This is a genomic window from Massilia sp. LMS1-1-1.1 (assembly GCF_040815535.1).
Lineage (GTDB): Bacteria > Pseudomonadota > Gammaproteobacteria > Burkholderiales > Burkholderiaceae_D > Janthinobacterium > Janthinobacterium aestuarii.
The window spans coordinates 794,775-807,690 of the sequence record NZ_JBFPNG010000012.1; the positions used below are offsets into that span (position 1 = coordinate 794,775).

The following is a 12,916-nucleotide window of genomic DNA, read 5'->3' on the forward strand; positions in this document are numbered from 1 at the left end:
CTTAGGCGCCCAGCAGGCGGTTGCCGGACTCAGTCATCGCGTCGCTGGCCTTGAAAATTTTCATCTGTATCTCGAAACTGCGGTTCAGGCTCATGGTGGCGACCATTTCCTCGACGGCCGAGACGTTGCTGCCTTCCAGATGGCGGTCGCGCAGGCGTACCGCCGGATCGGCCTGCAAGTCTTCGCCGCTGCGCGCCACGATCAGGCCTGCCTCGTTCTTCGTCAGCTCGCCCGATTCCGCATTGACCAGCTTGAGCTTGTCGACGGTCTGCATTTGCGCGGTGCCCGGCACCTGGATGGAAATCGTGCCATCGCCGCCGATCGACAGGCTGGTGTGCTCGGGAATCGTGATGGGTCCGCCTTCGCCCAGCACGGGCCGGCCGTTGATGGTCAGCGCGCCCGTTTCATCGAGGTCCATGGCGCCGGCGCGCGTGTAGGCTTCGCCGTTTTGCCATTGCACCGCGAGAAAACCGGGGCCCGTGACGGCCACGTCGAGTTCGCGTCCCGTTTCCTTGATGGCGCCCGTGCGCGTGCCGATGGCGCTCGACTGTGTCTGCGTCATGTGGCGGTCGTCGTAGCCATAGCCGTTTTGCAGCGGCTGGGCAGTGGACACTTCCAGGTTGGCGCGAAAGCCGCCCGTCTCGATATTGGCCAGATTGTTGGCGTGTACCTGCTGTGCCCGCAGGGCACGGTCGGCCCCGCTCATGGCGGTATAAATCAGCGCATCCATTGCTCTTTACCTTTGCGTATCGTGAATTACAGCGCTTGCATCAGCGATTGCAGCATGGCGTTTTCGGTCGAGATGACCTTCGAGTTGGCCTGGTAGTTACGCTGCGACGTCATCAGACCCACCAGTTCGGAGGTGATGTCGACGTTCGACTGTTCCAGCGAGCTCGTCACCAGTTTGCCGGCCATGCCGACGCCCGGACGGTCATAGATGGCGGTGCCGGACGTGGTCGAAGCGACCCAGCTGGTATCGTTGACGGCCGTCAGCGCGCCTTCGTCGGGGAAGGTGGCCAGGGCGATCACGCCGATGCTTTGCTTCTGGCCGTTCGTGTATTTCGCCACGACGGAGCCATCATCAGCCAGTTCCACGCCCGTGTAGGTGCCCGAGGCATAGCCGTCGGCGCGGTCGGTCGAGGTCGTCGCTTCGCCGGCGTACTGGGTGGTGCCCGTGTAGTCGATGGCGATCGCAAGCGCTGCCGCGCCAGCCGGCGTCGGCAGCACTGGCGTGGCGGCCGTGCCCGTTACCAGCTTGCCGTTCGTGTCGAAGGTCATGCTCGTCACCGGCGTTACATCGGCGTTGTCGAAGGTGTAGTGCACATCCACGCCCGTTGCCGTCTTGACGAAGTACTGGCCCAGCGAGTGCTTGGCGCCCAGCGAATCGTAGACGATCGAGGTCTTGGCGCTGTTGTAGCTCAGTTCGTTGGTCTTGTTGAAGGGCACGGCCTTGATGGTCCATTCGGACGACATGTTGGCCGCATACGCGAGCTTGGTCGACGCCACGGCGGGAATCTGGCCCGTTGGAATGTTCATGTCGCCCATGGTGCCCAGGGTGGTGCTGCCCTTGACGGCGGCATAGCCCTGTACCAGGCGGCCGTTCGAATCGATCAGCTTGCCTTCATTGCTGGCCGAGAAGATACCGACACGGCTGTAGCTCATGGTGTTTTGCGCATCGCGCGCGACGAAATAGCCGCGGCCATCGATGGCTGCGTCGAGCGCGCGGCCCGTGTTCAGCACGCCGCCATTGAGCGACATGCTTTGCGTGATCGAGCCGATTTCCGTGCCCGTGGCGCGCGAACCGGCGTACATGGCCGAAAAGTTGGCGCGGCTGCTCTTGAAGCCGTAGGTGCCGGCATTGGCGATATTGTTACTGGTGCTGTTCAACTGTTGGTTGATGGACTGGATACCGGACAGGGCGATGTCGAAACTCATGTTGATTTCCTTTAGTGAAGGACGAGATTAGTGTGCAGGAAACGAAGGGGCGAGCGGATCAGGCCGTCTTGCCGTTAAAGCCGGTGATCGCGCCAGGGTTGACTTCGCCCAGGTTCGACACGCTCAGTATCATGCTGCCGCCGGACGACAGGCGCACGCTGTTGAGTTTGCCTGCGATATCGACCGATGGTTTTTCGGCGCCGCTGGTGGTGACCTTCATGCTGTAGGTACCGGCAGGCAAGCCCAAGGCCACGGGATCGATGGTGAACGGCACCGTGCCGGCCGACTTGGCGCCCAGTTCGATCTTGTATTCCTTGTCGTCCAGCCCTTTCAGGGTCACCGTGGTCTTGGTGGTGCTGGCGGCCAGCGCGATGCTGCCGCTGACCTTGCTCTTGTCGAGCTGCACCGTTTCACTGTTGACCATCACTTCGGAACCCACTTGCGCACCCAGCGCCAGTACTTGCATCGATTGCAGCACGCTGGCATTGGCGCTGGTCAGCGCCGACAGGTTTTGCATCGCTTCCGTCTGCGCCTGCTGCGTCAATTGATTGACGAACTGGCTCGGATCGGTCGGTGCCAGGGGATCCTGGTTCTTGATCTGGGCGACCAGCAATTTGGTGAACATATCCTGGGTGGCATTGCTTTGCGACTTGACTGCATTGCTGTTGCTGCCGCTGCCGCTGGTATTGTTTGTAAAGAGATTGGTTTCCATGGATTATGCTTCACCTAATTTGAGGAGCGATTGCTGCATCGACTTGATGCGGCCCAGAACTTCGACATTGGTTTCAAAGGCGCGCGACGCCGACATCATGTCGGTCATCTCGGCTACCTGGTTGACGTTGGGGTAGAACACCATGCCATCGGCATTGGCCATCGGGTGGCCCGGCTCGTACACCTTGCGCAGGGGCTCGTCGCTTTGCACCACGTCGAGCACCTGTACTCTTCCGCCGGCACCGCTGGCGCCAGGGCCATCCATCACGGCCGCAAACACGGGTTTGCGCGCGCGATAGGTTTCGCCTTCGGAACCGGCAACGGAATCGGCATTGGCCAGGTTGCTGGCGATGGTATTGAGGCGCACGGTTTGCGCGGCCATCGCCGAACCGGCGATCTTGGAGATATCCTGGAAGCTCATGCTGATCCTTATTGTCCGGAAATGGCCTTGGACAGACCCTTCAGTTTCATGTTGACGAAAGTGAGGCTGGTCTGGAAGTCGGTGGCATTCTGCGAGAATGCCGCCTGCTCGACGCCAATTTCGACGGTATTGCCGTCGCGGCTAGGGTGGTAGGGGACACGGTACAGGGCGCTCGCATCGTCATCGGTCGACAGCAGGCCGGCCTCGTTGTCCTGCAACTGTTGCAGGGCGCTGCCGAAATCCATGTCCATGGCCTGGAAGCCGGGCGTGTTTTCATTGGCGATGTTGGCCGCCAGCACGCGTGTACGGTCGGCACGCAGCGCGAGTGCATCGGCGTGCACGCCCAGCGCATCCTTGAAATTAATCCCCATGGTCATCCTTTGTGTTGAATTCGATCGTGCTTTTTGCGGTTCGGGCCAGAAAACAGGTGGTGCAGAGGTAAAATCTCAGCCAGGTCATGTTGACGCATGGTAAGGTCATGCCGCTTCAGTATCTTTGATTAAGGTTAGCAATGATTTACTTTGAGAACTATTTCGTGATGTGGAACAAGGCGCAATGTCGTCAAATACTGCTTCCAGGCCTCTTTTTACTGGCCAGCCTATATAGTAGTGCAGGTCGCGCAGAATTGCCAGCCGACAATATATTTTCACGTGTGGAACAGTTGGCGCGTGAGCAATTGGCGCAGCAGGCGGCCAAGGCGGGGCTGCTGGAACCCCAGTTTCAGGTGACCGTCGTGAAAAGCACGCGCCCAGTGCCAGCGTGCGCGGCGCCCGTGGCGCTGGAGACGGCGGACAGCCGCTCGGCGCAGCGCATGCGCTTTGTCGCGGTGTGTCCTGGAAGCAACGGTTGGCGTTACGAAATGCTGGCGCGCGGCAGCATCACGGCCCAGGTGGCCGTTACCAGCGTGCCCGTCACGGCCAATACACCGTTGCAATCGGGCGACGTAACGTTGGCGCGGCGCGACGTGACGATGGTGCCGGACAGTATTGCTTCCTTGCCCGGCGCGATTGGCTTGTCGAGCCGGCGCAGCTTGCGTGCCGGCGAAGTGCTGCGCCAGGGGCAGCTCGCGTCGCCCGTGCTGATCAAGCGGGGTAGTGCGGTCAGCATCGTGGCGCGCAAGGAACAAGTGGAAGTGAGCATGGCCGGCGAAGCGATGGATCCGGGCGCGCTGGGTGAGGTGATCCGCGTGCGCAACGCCACCAGCGGCACGGTGATACGCGCCAGGGTGGTCGATGCGGGCGTGGTGGAACCGGCCGATATTCCCGGCCGTTAAGGAGATCAGTCTGCGGCGGCCGTGCGCTGCAGACGTGTCGCCAGCTGTGTCAGCTTGGCGGCGTAGTTGGGATCGGTGGCATAGCCGCCGCGCGCCAGACCTTGCGCAAAGGCGCCCGCGTCGGCGCCCGTGTTCAGGGCGGCGCGGTAGCGTGGGTTGTCGAGCAACACTTGCGCATAATCGCGGAAGGCGCTGGCCTGGTCCGGGTAGCTGCGGAAACGCTCGGTTTTCTTCAGCGCCGTACCGCTGCCCGCTTCGTACTCTGTCGTCATGTTGCTGGCCACGTCGCCCTGCCATTTGCCGCCTGCCTTGATGCCGAACAGATTATTCGTGTCCGCGCCCGTGCCCTGGCGCAGCGGACGCTGGCCCCAGCCCGATTCCAGCGCCGCGTGGGCGGCGACGATTTCCGGCGCCACACCCAGGCGTGCGCCCGTTTCTTCCGTCCACGGCTTGATCGAGGCGAGGAATTGCTGTTGTGTCTCGCCGATCTCGCCGCCCTGGTTGATGCTGCCCAGCACATTGACGGGCTGGCTTTGCTCCAGGTAGGCGCGTCCTTGCGGGCTCAGGCTGGTGGCGTTGCCGCCACCCTGTTCGATGAAGCGGGCCACTTCGCCCTGCACTTGCCGGAACACGCTGCTGAAGCTGCCGCTGGAGCCGGTGGCGTCGGTGGCGCGCATATTGCTTTGCACGGCGGATGTGGCCGCCGTCGATGGCGTTGCCGCCGTGGCGCGGGTGGTCAGGAAATCAGCCTGGCGCATACGTATCTTCCTCGCCATGCAGCACGCGCTGCATGATGCTGTACTGCTCTGTTAATAAATCGCTGTTGCGGGCATTCAGGCGCTTGCATTCGAGCACCATCTGCTCGAGCGCGGCCCAGTCGCGCTGGGCGGCCGTACGCGCGTCTTCTTGCAACATCGCAAACAGTTGCGCCATATCGCCTTGCGGGCCCAGCAGGGCAGTGACGAGGCTGACCCGCTGGCGGCGGCGCGCATCGAGCGGTTCGACGGCGGCGACGACCTGGTCGGCCAGCGCCGTCAGCCGGGCGCTCTGGTGGTGCAAGGTGGCCTGGAATTGCTCTTCCAATAAGGTTTGCAGGGCCGCATAGCCAGCGCGGTCCTCCGTCATGCCTTGCAGTACGCGGCGCACGGCTTCCTGGCGCGTGATGCCCTTGCGCGGCGCGGTCACGATTCACCGCCGTGGAAACGCTGGATCAAGCCTGCCAGTTTCGATGGATCGAACGGCAATTCGCCCTTGGCCAGCGCATCGCGCAGCATGGCCACTCTTTCATGGTCGATCTCGGGCATGGCGCGCAGGGCGGCCATGGCCGGTTGCAGCACGGCCGATTGCAGTTCCGCCCCGGCCGACGAGCCGCCCATGGCGCCTGCGGCGCCCGCGTTCTCGGCGATCGCCTCGGCAGGCGCGACGGCGCTGCTGCGCACGGCAGCACCGGTATTGCCGGAGGAGATTTTCATACGTTGTCCCTTGCCCTTAATTTGCATGCTCGTCCCGATCTTTCTTTGCGGGCAGGCCCAGTTTTTCGCGCAGCCGTTGCAGGGTACCGGAGTCCGGTTCACCCACCTGCAATTCGTCGCCTTGCGGCTTTTGTCCGGCCATGCCGAACATGGCGGCGATGCTGTCGGCCTGGCCACGCGTCAATATTAACAGTTCGATGCGGCGGTTGATGCCGGCGCTGGCATTTTTCACGTCCAGCGGCGCGCGGTCGGCCATGCCCACCACTTGCAGCACGCTGTCCGGACTCATGCTGCCGATCAACAATTGCGCGCGCGCCGACATGGCGCGGTTGGCCGACAGGGTCCAGTTCGAAAAGCCTTCATAGCCGGTATTGGCGTATTGCATCGAATCCGTGTGGCCGACGATCAGCATCTGGTTTTCCATTTGCGCGAACACGGGGCCCATCTGGCGCAGCAGCTTGCGGAAACGGTCGGTCGGCACGGCGCTGCCGCGCACGAACATGCCTTGCTTGTCCGTATCATGCAGCATGACACGCAAGCCGTACGGCGTGATCACCGATTGCAGGTTGCTCTTCAGTCCAGCTTCGTCGCTGAGCTTGTCGAGCGCGCGCGACAGCGACAGCAAGTCTTCCGGCGACTGGTAGCTGACCTTGGTCTGATTTTGCGGCGCGGCGCCGGCCTTGCCGTCCTGCATCTGCTTGCCTTCCGTGCGCGTGTCGCCCGAGCCCTTGCGGGGCATGGGGAAGCGCTCGATCAGGCTGCCGCGCGTACCGCCGCTCTGTTCCGGCATGACGCCCTGGCCTTCGCCCTGGCGGCTGCTGGCCGACGCATCCATCATGATTTCCTTCATCGCCTGCTGCTCGCGCGCGGCCATCAGCCACAACACGAGGAACAGCGACAGCAGGGCCAGGCAAAAGTCGGCGAACGCTACTTTCCAGGCGCCGCCATGGCCATCGTCGTCGTGCTTGCGTCCCGCACGCTTGATGATGGCCTGTTCATGTTTCTCATGCGGCTTTAGCACGGCGGCCTCCCCGGCCTTGGCCTTGCTCTTGTTCGGCGCCGCCATCTTCCAGCGCATTGATCCAGCTTTCCAGCTGGGCGAAGCTCGGCTTGATGTTCAGCTGCACCAGGCGGCGACCCGCATCGATGGCCAGCAGCGGCGGTTTGCCCGCCACGTGCGTGACCAGCACGACCTTCACGCATTCCATGGTCGAGCCTTCCTCGCCCACCAGCTGCTTCATCATGTTGCACATCGGATCGAGCACGCCGTAGCAGAAGAAAATACCGATGAAGGTACCGACCATGGCGGCACCCACTTTTTCCGAAATTTCCGCCGCATCGGCGCCGTCGGCCACGGAATTCATGGCCATCACGATACCGAGAACGGCGGCCAGAATACCGAAACCGGGCATCGCTTCGGCGATCTTGTGCAAGGACTTCGACGGTTGCAGCAATTCATCGTGGATGGCTTCCAGTTCCTGCTCCAGCACGCCTTCGAGTTCATGCGCGTTGATCTTGCCCATCGCCATCAAACGGAAGTTGTCGACGATGAAGGCCAGCAGTTTCGGCTCTTCCAGCACCAGCGGGTAGCGCTGGAACAGGGCGCTTTCGCGCGGCGCCTCGACGTGGGCGTCGAGCGCCTTCAGGCCGCCGGCGGCCGTTTGCAGCAGTTCATACATCAGCAGCAGCAACTGGCGCTGGAATTCCGAGCCTTGCTTCTTGTGCGTGACGATCTTGCGCATCTGGTGCAGCATTTCACCGAGTACATGCTTCGGGTTGCCCAGCACCAGGGCGCCGACGGCGGCGCCGATGATGATGATCAGCTCGACCGGTTGCCAGATCGCGTGGACGGTGCCGCCCATCAGGGCGAAGCCTCCGAATACACACCCCATCACGATTAAGATACCGATAATTACCATGTCAACTGCCTTTCTGCGTCATTGTGCTGCGTCAATTTGATGGATAGTGCTGAAACTTATGCGTCTTGCAGCATGGCTTTCATCTTGCCCAGCGCCGTCTTGTTGAGCTGGCAGACGCGGGCGTCGCTCAGGTCCAGTACGGCGGCTATTTCTTTGTAGCTCAGTTCGAATTCGTAATACATCTGGATCACGCGCTGCTCGCGTTCGTCCAGCGCGCGCAGCGCCTGCTCCAGGCTGCGCCGCACCATCAATTGCTCTTCCGGGCTCGGTGCGCTGTCAGCCTGTCCCAGGCTTTCCTGCAGCACTTCGTCGAAACTGGCGATCAGCTCGGCGTTTTCCGCCAATTGATATTCCTGGAAGGCTTCCGGCGTCAGCTTCAGGGCGGCCATGATTTCCGCGTCCAGCGGCTCGCGTCCAAGGCGGCGGGTCAGGGCGCGCACGCTGTCGCGCAGGCGGTGGCTTTCCTGGCGCACGGCACGCGGACGCCAGTCCTGGCGCCGCAGTTCGTCGAGGATGGCGCCGCGGATGCGCAGGCTGGCATAGCTGCCGAAAGACTGGTCCGGCACGCCGTAGCGGCGCAAGGCTTCGAGCAAGCCCATCAGGCCAATCTGTTCCATATCGTCGCGGTCGATGGCGCCCGACACCTGCGAATTAAGCTGGCGCACGATGCGTTTCACCAAAGGGGAGTACGCCACCAGATGTTGTTGCTCTTCAGCAACGCTGAGCACGGCCGCGCAAGCGCTGGCGGCGGCATATTCGCCGGCGCCGTACGCTTCCTGGTATTGCTCTACATAGGCCAAGGGATCTCCCACTAGGTCGGCTGGCGTGTTGGCTTATTCAATGATCAGCTTGCCGACCATGACTTCGGTGAACGGTTTTTCCATCTGTTCGCGCTCGTAGCTGACGTTGAAGGCCTTGTTGATCTGCTCCGCATATTGCTCCACGGTCATGGTCTGCGCCTTGTCCAGCGGAAAGCTCGACAGGGTGCTGACGGCGATCGAGCGCATCAGCGGCAAGTGGTCCTTCGTCAGTTTTTCCTTTTCCTCGGTGGTGGCAATCACCAGGTCGGCCGACAGATAATGCGTTTCGCCTTCGCCGGGGCCACGGCGCAGCATCACGATGACTTTGTCGAGCGTGAGGAACTTGCGCGCCTTCTTGCCCGTGGCCGGCGGTGGCGGGGCTTTCGCTTCGGCTGCATCGGCATGGCCGGCGACCGGCTTGGCCAAATACCACATGGCGCCGCCAGCCGCACCGGCGGCCAGCACGGCCACGCCGACAAAGCCGGCTATCAGTTTCATTTTCATATTCATCAGGCGGTCTCTCGCTCGTGCATGGCGTAAGTGGTGGCGGCAGTGCTGCCGTCGGACAGGGCGCGGCCCGGCTCGGCATCATCGTGCTGGCGGCCCGGTTGACGCTGGCCGCGCGCATCGCCTTCGGCAAACGCCTGGGCGGCGGGGCTGCGCGGGGTGGCGCTGATATTGACGGCCACGTCGGTGTACTGGCGCTGCGCCAGGTCGCTGCGCATGTTTTCGCCGATGCCTTGCAACTGGCGCAATACTTCCGAGTTCGACGCCGTGACGTTCACCTGCAGCGCACCGGCCGTGTGGCGGATGGAAATTTCAATGCGTCCCAGCATGGGCGGGTCGAGGCGGATTGTCGCGTGTTCGCTGTTGCGGCCGATCTGCGTCTGCAGGCGTTCGCCCAGCGCTTCGCGCAGCGGTTCCTGCCATTGCTGGGCTGGGCCGTTGAGCTTGATGGTGTCGCCGGCCGGGGCCGCTGTGGCTGTATTGCCGACGGCGCCCGTCAGGCCCAGGTTGGGCGTGGCCGGTGCTGCGGCGCCACGTTCGCCCTCGCGCGCGGCAACCGCGGCAACGGCAGGGGCGACTGTGCCAGGAGCGCTTTGCTGCAACAGCGATTCGAACGGCTGTGCCGGCGCGCTGCCTTTGGCGGGCGTCGCCGGATTGGCGGCGGCCAGCGGCTCGCGCGTGTCGCGGCCTGGCGCTGGCGCCGTTGCCGGCGCATTCAAGGTGATCGCCGCCGGATGCAGGCTGATGTTGAGTGCCGGGTTGGCTTGCGCCACATTCGCCTGCACTTGTGTCTGTGCTTGAGCTTGTGTCTGTAACTGCGCCTGCGCGTAGGCGCGTGCTTCGGCCGCAGCGACGTCCGCCGGTGGCAGCATGTTTACCGGCAAGCCGATGACGGGGGCGGCCATGGCTGGCAGGCTGCTGTCGGCCGGGCTGTCGGTATCGCCGTCCTTGGCGGGCGCGGGCGTGTCGGCGTCGGGCGTTGCCACGCCGCTCACATCGAGCACCTGCGCAAACAGGGGCAGGGCGGAGGGGGCGGCGCCATTGCCGGCATAGCCTGGCATGCCGGGCAATGCGGCGGCTTGTGACGGCGCTGTCGCCGGAGTTGGTGCGGATGCGGCTGGGGCCGCTGGTGCCGGAGCGGCCGGCGCCGTGTTGAAGTTCATGATCATGCTTGATTCCCGTCCGAGTCGTATTCGCCGAGCGCGGCGTAGGCGACCCAACCTTCCTTATTTGCCTGTAATGCACCCAGGTGTTGACCCAGGCGTTCTTTTTCCTCAGAGCAAATTTTAACCGCTTGCGCGTGAATTTTGCGCAAATGCAACAATTCTGTTTGTTCCTGCGCATTCCATGCGCCCCGTTCGGCCAGCAGCGGGATGTTTTTCGCCAGGCTGGCCGAGAGTTTTTCCATCGCATCCCAGTCCGGCTGAGCGACCGCCGCGCTCAATTGCCGGCTCAGCTGCTGCAGCGCCGCGCGCCTAGGCATTGTTGGCCTGGACGCCCACCCAGCCGCGCTTGATGGTCGTCATCAAGGTCGTCACTTCGTCGATCAGGGTGGGGTCGAGCTTGATGCCGGCCGTGTACAGGCGCGCCACGCAATAGTCGTACAGGCGCGCCAGGTTGACCACCACTTCGCCGCCATTGTCGAAATCGAGCGAGCTCGACAAACCGTTGATGATTTGCGTGCACTTGTCCAGGCTGACAGCCTTTTGCTCGTAGCGCTTGCCCACGATGTGCCCGCGCGCGCGCGCCAGTTCTTCCAGCAGTCCGTCCGTCAGCACCAGTACCAGCTCGACCGGTGTAGCGCGGGCGGTCTGGGCATCCAGGTTGACGGCGTGGTAGTTGCCGTAAGCTTCATTGTTTAACATGTTTTATTTCTCACTGTATAAACTTGCGGCGGCGCGGCAGGCACGCTCGCCTTAGGATTTGTCGTTGCCGAACATGGCGTCGAACATGTCGACCGTCTTGTACATTTGCTCCTGCATCACCTGCAGGCGCGTGAACTGGTCCAGGAAACGCTTGTAGGCCGTGTCGTATTGCGTTGTCAGCAGGGCAGTGCTCTTGCCCAGCGATTTCTGCAGGCTGGTGTTCGCATCAAGGCGCTGCACCAGCTGACCCTTGGTAATGTTGCTCCATTGGCTCAGGGCCTTGTCCAGGCTGCCGAGCACGCCGGAAGGCGCCGACAGGCTGTTGTTGCCAAACAACTTGTCCAGGTCGCCCGGGTTCGACGCCAGCTTGGCGGTCAATTTGGCCGTATTCAGGCTCAGCGTGCCATCGCGGTTGGCGGTAACGCCGTATGACACCAGCGACACGCCGCCGACGCTTTGGCGCAGTAGGTTGTTCATGTTGCTGCGCAGGGCGTTCAAGCCCGAATCGTGGGCAAAGATGCCTGCCGCTACATTCTTGTCCGGGTCGCCTGAGCTGGCCAAACCGTCCAGTACGCTTTTCAGCTTGTTGTAGGCATCGACGAAGGCTTGCACATTGGTTGCCGTGCCGCCGCTGTCGGTAGCCACGGTGACCGTGACTGGCGCGTCGCCCGTGTTCATGGCCTTCGTGAACGTCATCTTCACGCCCGTCACGTTGGTGAAGGTATTCGAGGCTTGCGTGATTTGCGTGCCGGTGTCTTTCGCGCCCAGCCAGACGATGGCGTCCTGCGCCTTGACGACTTCCTTGACGTTGACGGCCGCGTCCGTTACCAGCGCCTTGGTCAGCGTGGTGTTCGTCACGCTCGATGCATCCAGGGTGACGGCGTTATCCTTGCCCGTCAGGTTGGAGGTCATGACGAGCTGCGACTGGTTGCCGATGGTGACGATGGAGGCCGTTACGCGTGAATTGTTCTTGCTGTCGCCATTGATGGCGGCGGCGATTTCCTGTGGCGTCAGGGTGCCGTCGGCATCCTTGTCGGCGGCGGTCAGGTCGATCTGGAAGCTGTTGTCCGGCGTGGCGGCGGCCAGCGGGTCACCGATGCGGACGGTCAGGGAACCGCTGCCGGCGGCCGGGCTGCTGGTCAGGCCGCCGTACGACGTCTGGCTTGCCGTGGCAAGTTGCTGTACAAAAAAGGAGTAGCTGCCGGCAACAGCCGTGGCATCGGCCGAACCGCTGCCATAGGTCGTATTGCTGAAGGTGGCGGACTGGCTCAGCAGCGACTTGGTGCTGCTGCTCATGGTCGACATCGAACTCTGGAAGGCGCTCATGGCCAGTTTCAGGTTGTTCAGCGCCGTGGCCGTGTTGTTTGCCAGTGCGGTCTGCTTTGTCAACTTGTCCTGCTGCGCCGCAACCGCCTTGGTGGCCAGATTCTTTGCGGTGACGATCGGATCGTATTGCGGTGCAGTAATTACGTTTGCCATGCCAGACTCCTGAATAAAGGGATATACCGGTACAAGGCGACCCCTATTCCCGTTTTGTGAAGTTTTCCTGAAAGAAACTTACACACACCTCATTTTACCTGCCCGCGGAACCAGAATTGCGTCGCCAGTTCGTCTTGTCGCTTGGCATCGACACGTTGTTGCTCGTTCGCAACATGCTTTTGTTTTTGTGTCAGCACTTGGTCCAGCACCTCGCGCTTGGCCCAGGCCGTATTCAGGGCGCGTTGCGAAACGGCCATGTTGGCTTCGTGCAAATGCAAGTCGGTACGGTGCTGGTCGGCCATCTGCATGACCGCCTGCTTGAAGTTGCCGCAGTTGACGGACAGAGCCAGGGGCAGGGCGCCGCTGGGGCCGCTATCCGTATACAGGCCCGTCAGGCGTTCCAGGTTTTTCTGGTAGCGCTCGCGCACGGCCGTCTGCGCCGCCATTTCGCTTTGCAGGCGTTCCACTTCGGTGCTGCGCAGGCCGACCAGGGTGGTCAGGTTGCGGATGGTATGCGCGTTGCTCACGTATGCT

General features: G+C 62.5%; 18 protein-coding genes. 1 reads left to right on the forward strand and 17 read right to left on the reverse strand.

Going from position 1 to position 12,916, the window contains the following annotated elements; genetic code table 11:
• Position 1: 1 nt before the first annotated feature.
• The 5 genes from MRBLMS1_RS13575 to flgB are packed head-to-tail and all read right to left on the reverse strand — an operon-like array spanning position 2 to position 3,438.
• A complete protein-coding gene (locus MRBLMS1_RS13575; protein WP_485879728.1) occupies positions 2-730 on the reverse strand; it encodes a flagellar basal body rod protein FlgF in 729 nt (242 codons plus the stop codon).
• A 26-nt stretch (positions 731-756) separates the two neighbouring features.
• Positions 757-1,935: a flagellar hook protein FlgE gene (locus tag MRBLMS1_RS13580; protein ID WP_230518684.1), complete on the reverse strand. Its 1,179-nt coding sequence runs from the start codon at positions 1,933-1,935 to the stop codon at positions 757-759.
• Between the two features lie 58 nt (positions 1,936-1,993).
• Positions 1,994-2,647 carry a flagellar hook capping FlgD N-terminal domain-containing protein gene (locus tag MRBLMS1_RS13585; RefSeq protein WP_230518683.1) on the reverse strand — a complete coding sequence of 218 codons (654 nt, stop codon included), beginning with the start codon at positions 2,645-2,647 and terminating at the stop codon, positions 1,994-1,996.
• Positions 2,648-2,650: 3 nt separating this feature from the next.
• On the reverse strand, positions 2,651-3,067 hold the full coding sequence (gene flgC, locus MRBLMS1_RS13590; protein ID WP_034757795.1) for a flagellar basal body rod protein FlgC: 417 nt from the start codon (positions 3,065-3,067) through the stop codon (positions 2,651-2,653).
• Between the two features lie 8 nt (positions 3,068-3,075).
• Positions 3,076-3,438, reverse strand: coding sequence for a flagellar basal body rod protein FlgB (gene flgB, locus MRBLMS1_RS13595; protein ID WP_034758109.1), 363 nt, complete (start codon positions 3,436-3,438; stop codon positions 3,076-3,078).
• Between the two features lie 281 nt (positions 3,439-3,719).
• Between flgB and flgA the strand changes: the two genes are divergently transcribed.
• Entirely contained in the window at positions 3,720-4,340 is a 621-nt protein-coding gene (gene flgA, locus MRBLMS1_RS13600; protein ID WP_485879729.1) for a flagellar basal body P-ring formation chaperone FlgA, read from the forward strand.
• Between the two features lie 5 nt (positions 4,341-4,345).
• Here the strand turns inward: flgA and MRBLMS1_RS13605 are convergent, their stop codons facing one another.
• The 12 genes from MRBLMS1_RS13605 to MRBLMS1_RS13660 all read right to left on the reverse strand — a co-directional run bounded on the left by MRBLMS1_RS13605 (position 4,346) and on the right by MRBLMS1_RS13660 (position 12,909).
• Complete coding sequence (locus MRBLMS1_RS13605) at positions 4,346-5,098, reverse strand: glycoside hydrolase family 73 protein (RefSeq protein WP_128139626.1); 753 nt, start codon at positions 5,096-5,098, stop codon at positions 4,346-4,348.
• Positions 5,085-5,525, reverse strand: coding sequence for a flagellar export chaperone FlgN (flgN, locus tag MRBLMS1_RS13610; RefSeq protein ID WP_485879730.1), 441 nt, complete (start codon positions 5,523-5,525; stop codon positions 5,085-5,087). Before flgN ends, MRBLMS1_RS13605 begins: the two co-directional genes overlap by 14 nt.
• Complete coding sequence (gene flgM / locus MRBLMS1_RS13615; protein WP_034757812.1) at positions 5,522-5,812, reverse strand: flagellar biosynthesis anti-sigma factor FlgM; 291 nt, start codon at positions 5,810-5,812, stop codon at positions 5,522-5,524. Before flgM ends, flgN begins: the two co-directional genes overlap by 4 nt.
• Before the next feature lie 16 nt (positions 5,813-5,828).
• Entirely contained in the window at positions 5,829-6,890 is a 1,062-nt protein-coding gene (locus tag MRBLMS1_RS13620) for a flagellar motor protein MotB (protein ID WP_128139624.1), read from the reverse strand.
• Positions 6,817-7,731, reverse strand: a complete 915-nt coding sequence (gene motA / locus MRBLMS1_RS13625) for a flagellar motor stator protein MotA (protein WP_034757817.1) — start codon at positions 7,729-7,731, stop codon at positions 6,817-6,819. Before motA ends, MRBLMS1_RS13620 begins: the two co-directional genes overlap by 74 nt.
• A gap of 56 nt (positions 7,732-7,787) precedes the next feature.
• Entirely contained in the window at positions 7,788-8,531 is a 744-nt protein-coding gene (locus MRBLMS1_RS13630) for a FliA/WhiG family RNA polymerase sigma factor (protein ID WP_046684903.1), read from the reverse strand.
• Positions 8,532-8,564: 33 nt separating this feature from the next.
• Positions 8,565-9,029 (reverse strand): flagellar basal body-associated FliL family protein, encoded by a 465-nt coding sequence (locus tag MRBLMS1_RS13635; protein WP_317617251.1) that lies wholly within the window; start codon positions 9,027-9,029, stop codon positions 8,565-8,567.
• A gap of 11 nt (positions 9,030-9,040) precedes the next feature.
• Complete coding sequence (locus MRBLMS1_RS13640) at positions 9,041-10,207, reverse strand: flagellar hook-length control protein FliK (RefSeq protein WP_485879731.1); 1,167 nt, start codon at positions 10,205-10,207, stop codon at positions 9,041-9,043.
• Positions 10,204-10,482, reverse strand: a complete 279-nt coding sequence (locus MRBLMS1_RS13645) for a hypothetical protein (RefSeq protein ID WP_223279150.1) — start codon at positions 10,480-10,482, stop codon at positions 10,204-10,206. Before MRBLMS1_RS13645 ends, MRBLMS1_RS13640 begins: the two co-directional genes overlap by 4 nt.
• Before the next feature lie 31 nt (positions 10,483-10,513).
• Positions 10,514-10,903, reverse strand: coding sequence for a flagellar export chaperone FliS (gene fliS / locus MRBLMS1_RS13650; protein ID WP_035818009.1), 390 nt, complete (start codon positions 10,901-10,903; stop codon positions 10,514-10,516).
• Positions 10,904-10,954: 51 nt separating this feature from the next.
• Positions 10,955-12,382 carry a flagellar filament capping protein FliD gene (fliD, locus tag MRBLMS1_RS13655; RefSeq protein ID WP_485879732.1) on the reverse strand — a complete coding sequence of 476 codons (1,428 nt, stop codon included), beginning with the start codon at positions 12,380-12,382 and terminating at the stop codon, positions 10,955-10,957.
• Positions 12,383-12,471: 89 nt separating this feature from the next.
• Positions 12,472-12,909 carry a flagellar export protein FliJ gene (locus MRBLMS1_RS13660; RefSeq protein WP_051991901.1) on the reverse strand — a complete coding sequence of 146 codons (438 nt, stop codon included), beginning with the start codon at positions 12,907-12,909 and terminating at the stop codon, positions 12,472-12,474.
• Positions 12,910-12,916 lie beyond the last annotated feature (7 nt).

Excerpts from the sequence above, each read along its gene's own strand:
- flgM (WP_034757812.1), bottom strand. The coding sequence starts at position 5,812 with ATGAAAATCTCCTCCGGCAATACCGGTGCTGCCGTGCGCAGCAGCGCC.
- MRBLMS1_RS13605 (WP_128139626.1), bottom strand. The coding sequence starts at position 5,098 with ATGCGCCAGGCTGATTTCCTGACCACCCGCGCCACGGCGGCAACGCCA.
- MRBLMS1_RS13585 (WP_230518683.1), bottom strand. The coding sequence starts at position 2,647 with ATGGAAACCAATCTCTTTACAAACAATACCAGCGGCAGCGGCAGCAAC.
- MRBLMS1_RS13575 (WP_485879728.1), bottom strand. The coding sequence starts at position 730 with ATGGATGCGCTGATTTATACCGCCATGAGCGGGGCCGACCGTGCCCTG.
- MRBLMS1_RS13620 (WP_128139624.1), bottom strand. The coding sequence starts at position 6,890 with ATGCGCTGGAAGATGGCGGCGCCGAACAAGAGCAAGGCCAAGGCCGGG.
- MRBLMS1_RS13580 (WP_230518684.1), bottom strand. The coding sequence starts at position 1,935 with ATGAGTTTCGACATCGCCCTGTCCGGTATCCAGTCCATCAACCAACAG.
- flgB (WP_034758109.1), bottom strand. The coding sequence starts at position 3,438 with ATGGGGATTAATTTCAAGGATGCGCTGGGCGTGCACGCCGATGCACTC.
- fliS (WP_035818009.1), bottom strand. The coding sequence starts at position 10,903 with ATGTTAAACAATGAAGCTTACGGCAACTACCACGCCGTCAACCTGGAT.
- flgC (WP_034757795.1), bottom strand. The coding sequence starts at position 3,067 with ATGAGCTTCCAGGATATCTCCAAGATCGCCGGTTCGGCGATGGCCGCG.
- MRBLMS1_RS13640 (WP_485879731.1), bottom strand. The coding sequence starts at position 10,207 with ATGATCATGAACTTCAACACGGCGCCGGCCGCTCCGGCACCAGCGGCC.
- fliD (WP_485879732.1), bottom strand. The coding sequence starts at position 12,382 with ATGGCAAACGTAATTACTGCACCGCAATACGATCCGATCGTCACCGCA.
- MRBLMS1_RS13635 (WP_317617251.1), bottom strand. The coding sequence starts at position 9,029 with ATGAAACTGATAGCCGGCTTTGTCGGCGTGGCCGTGCTGGCCGCCGGT.
- motA (WP_034757817.1), bottom strand. The coding sequence starts at position 7,731 with ATGGTAATTATCGGTATCTTAATCGTGATGGGGTGTGTATTCGGAGGC.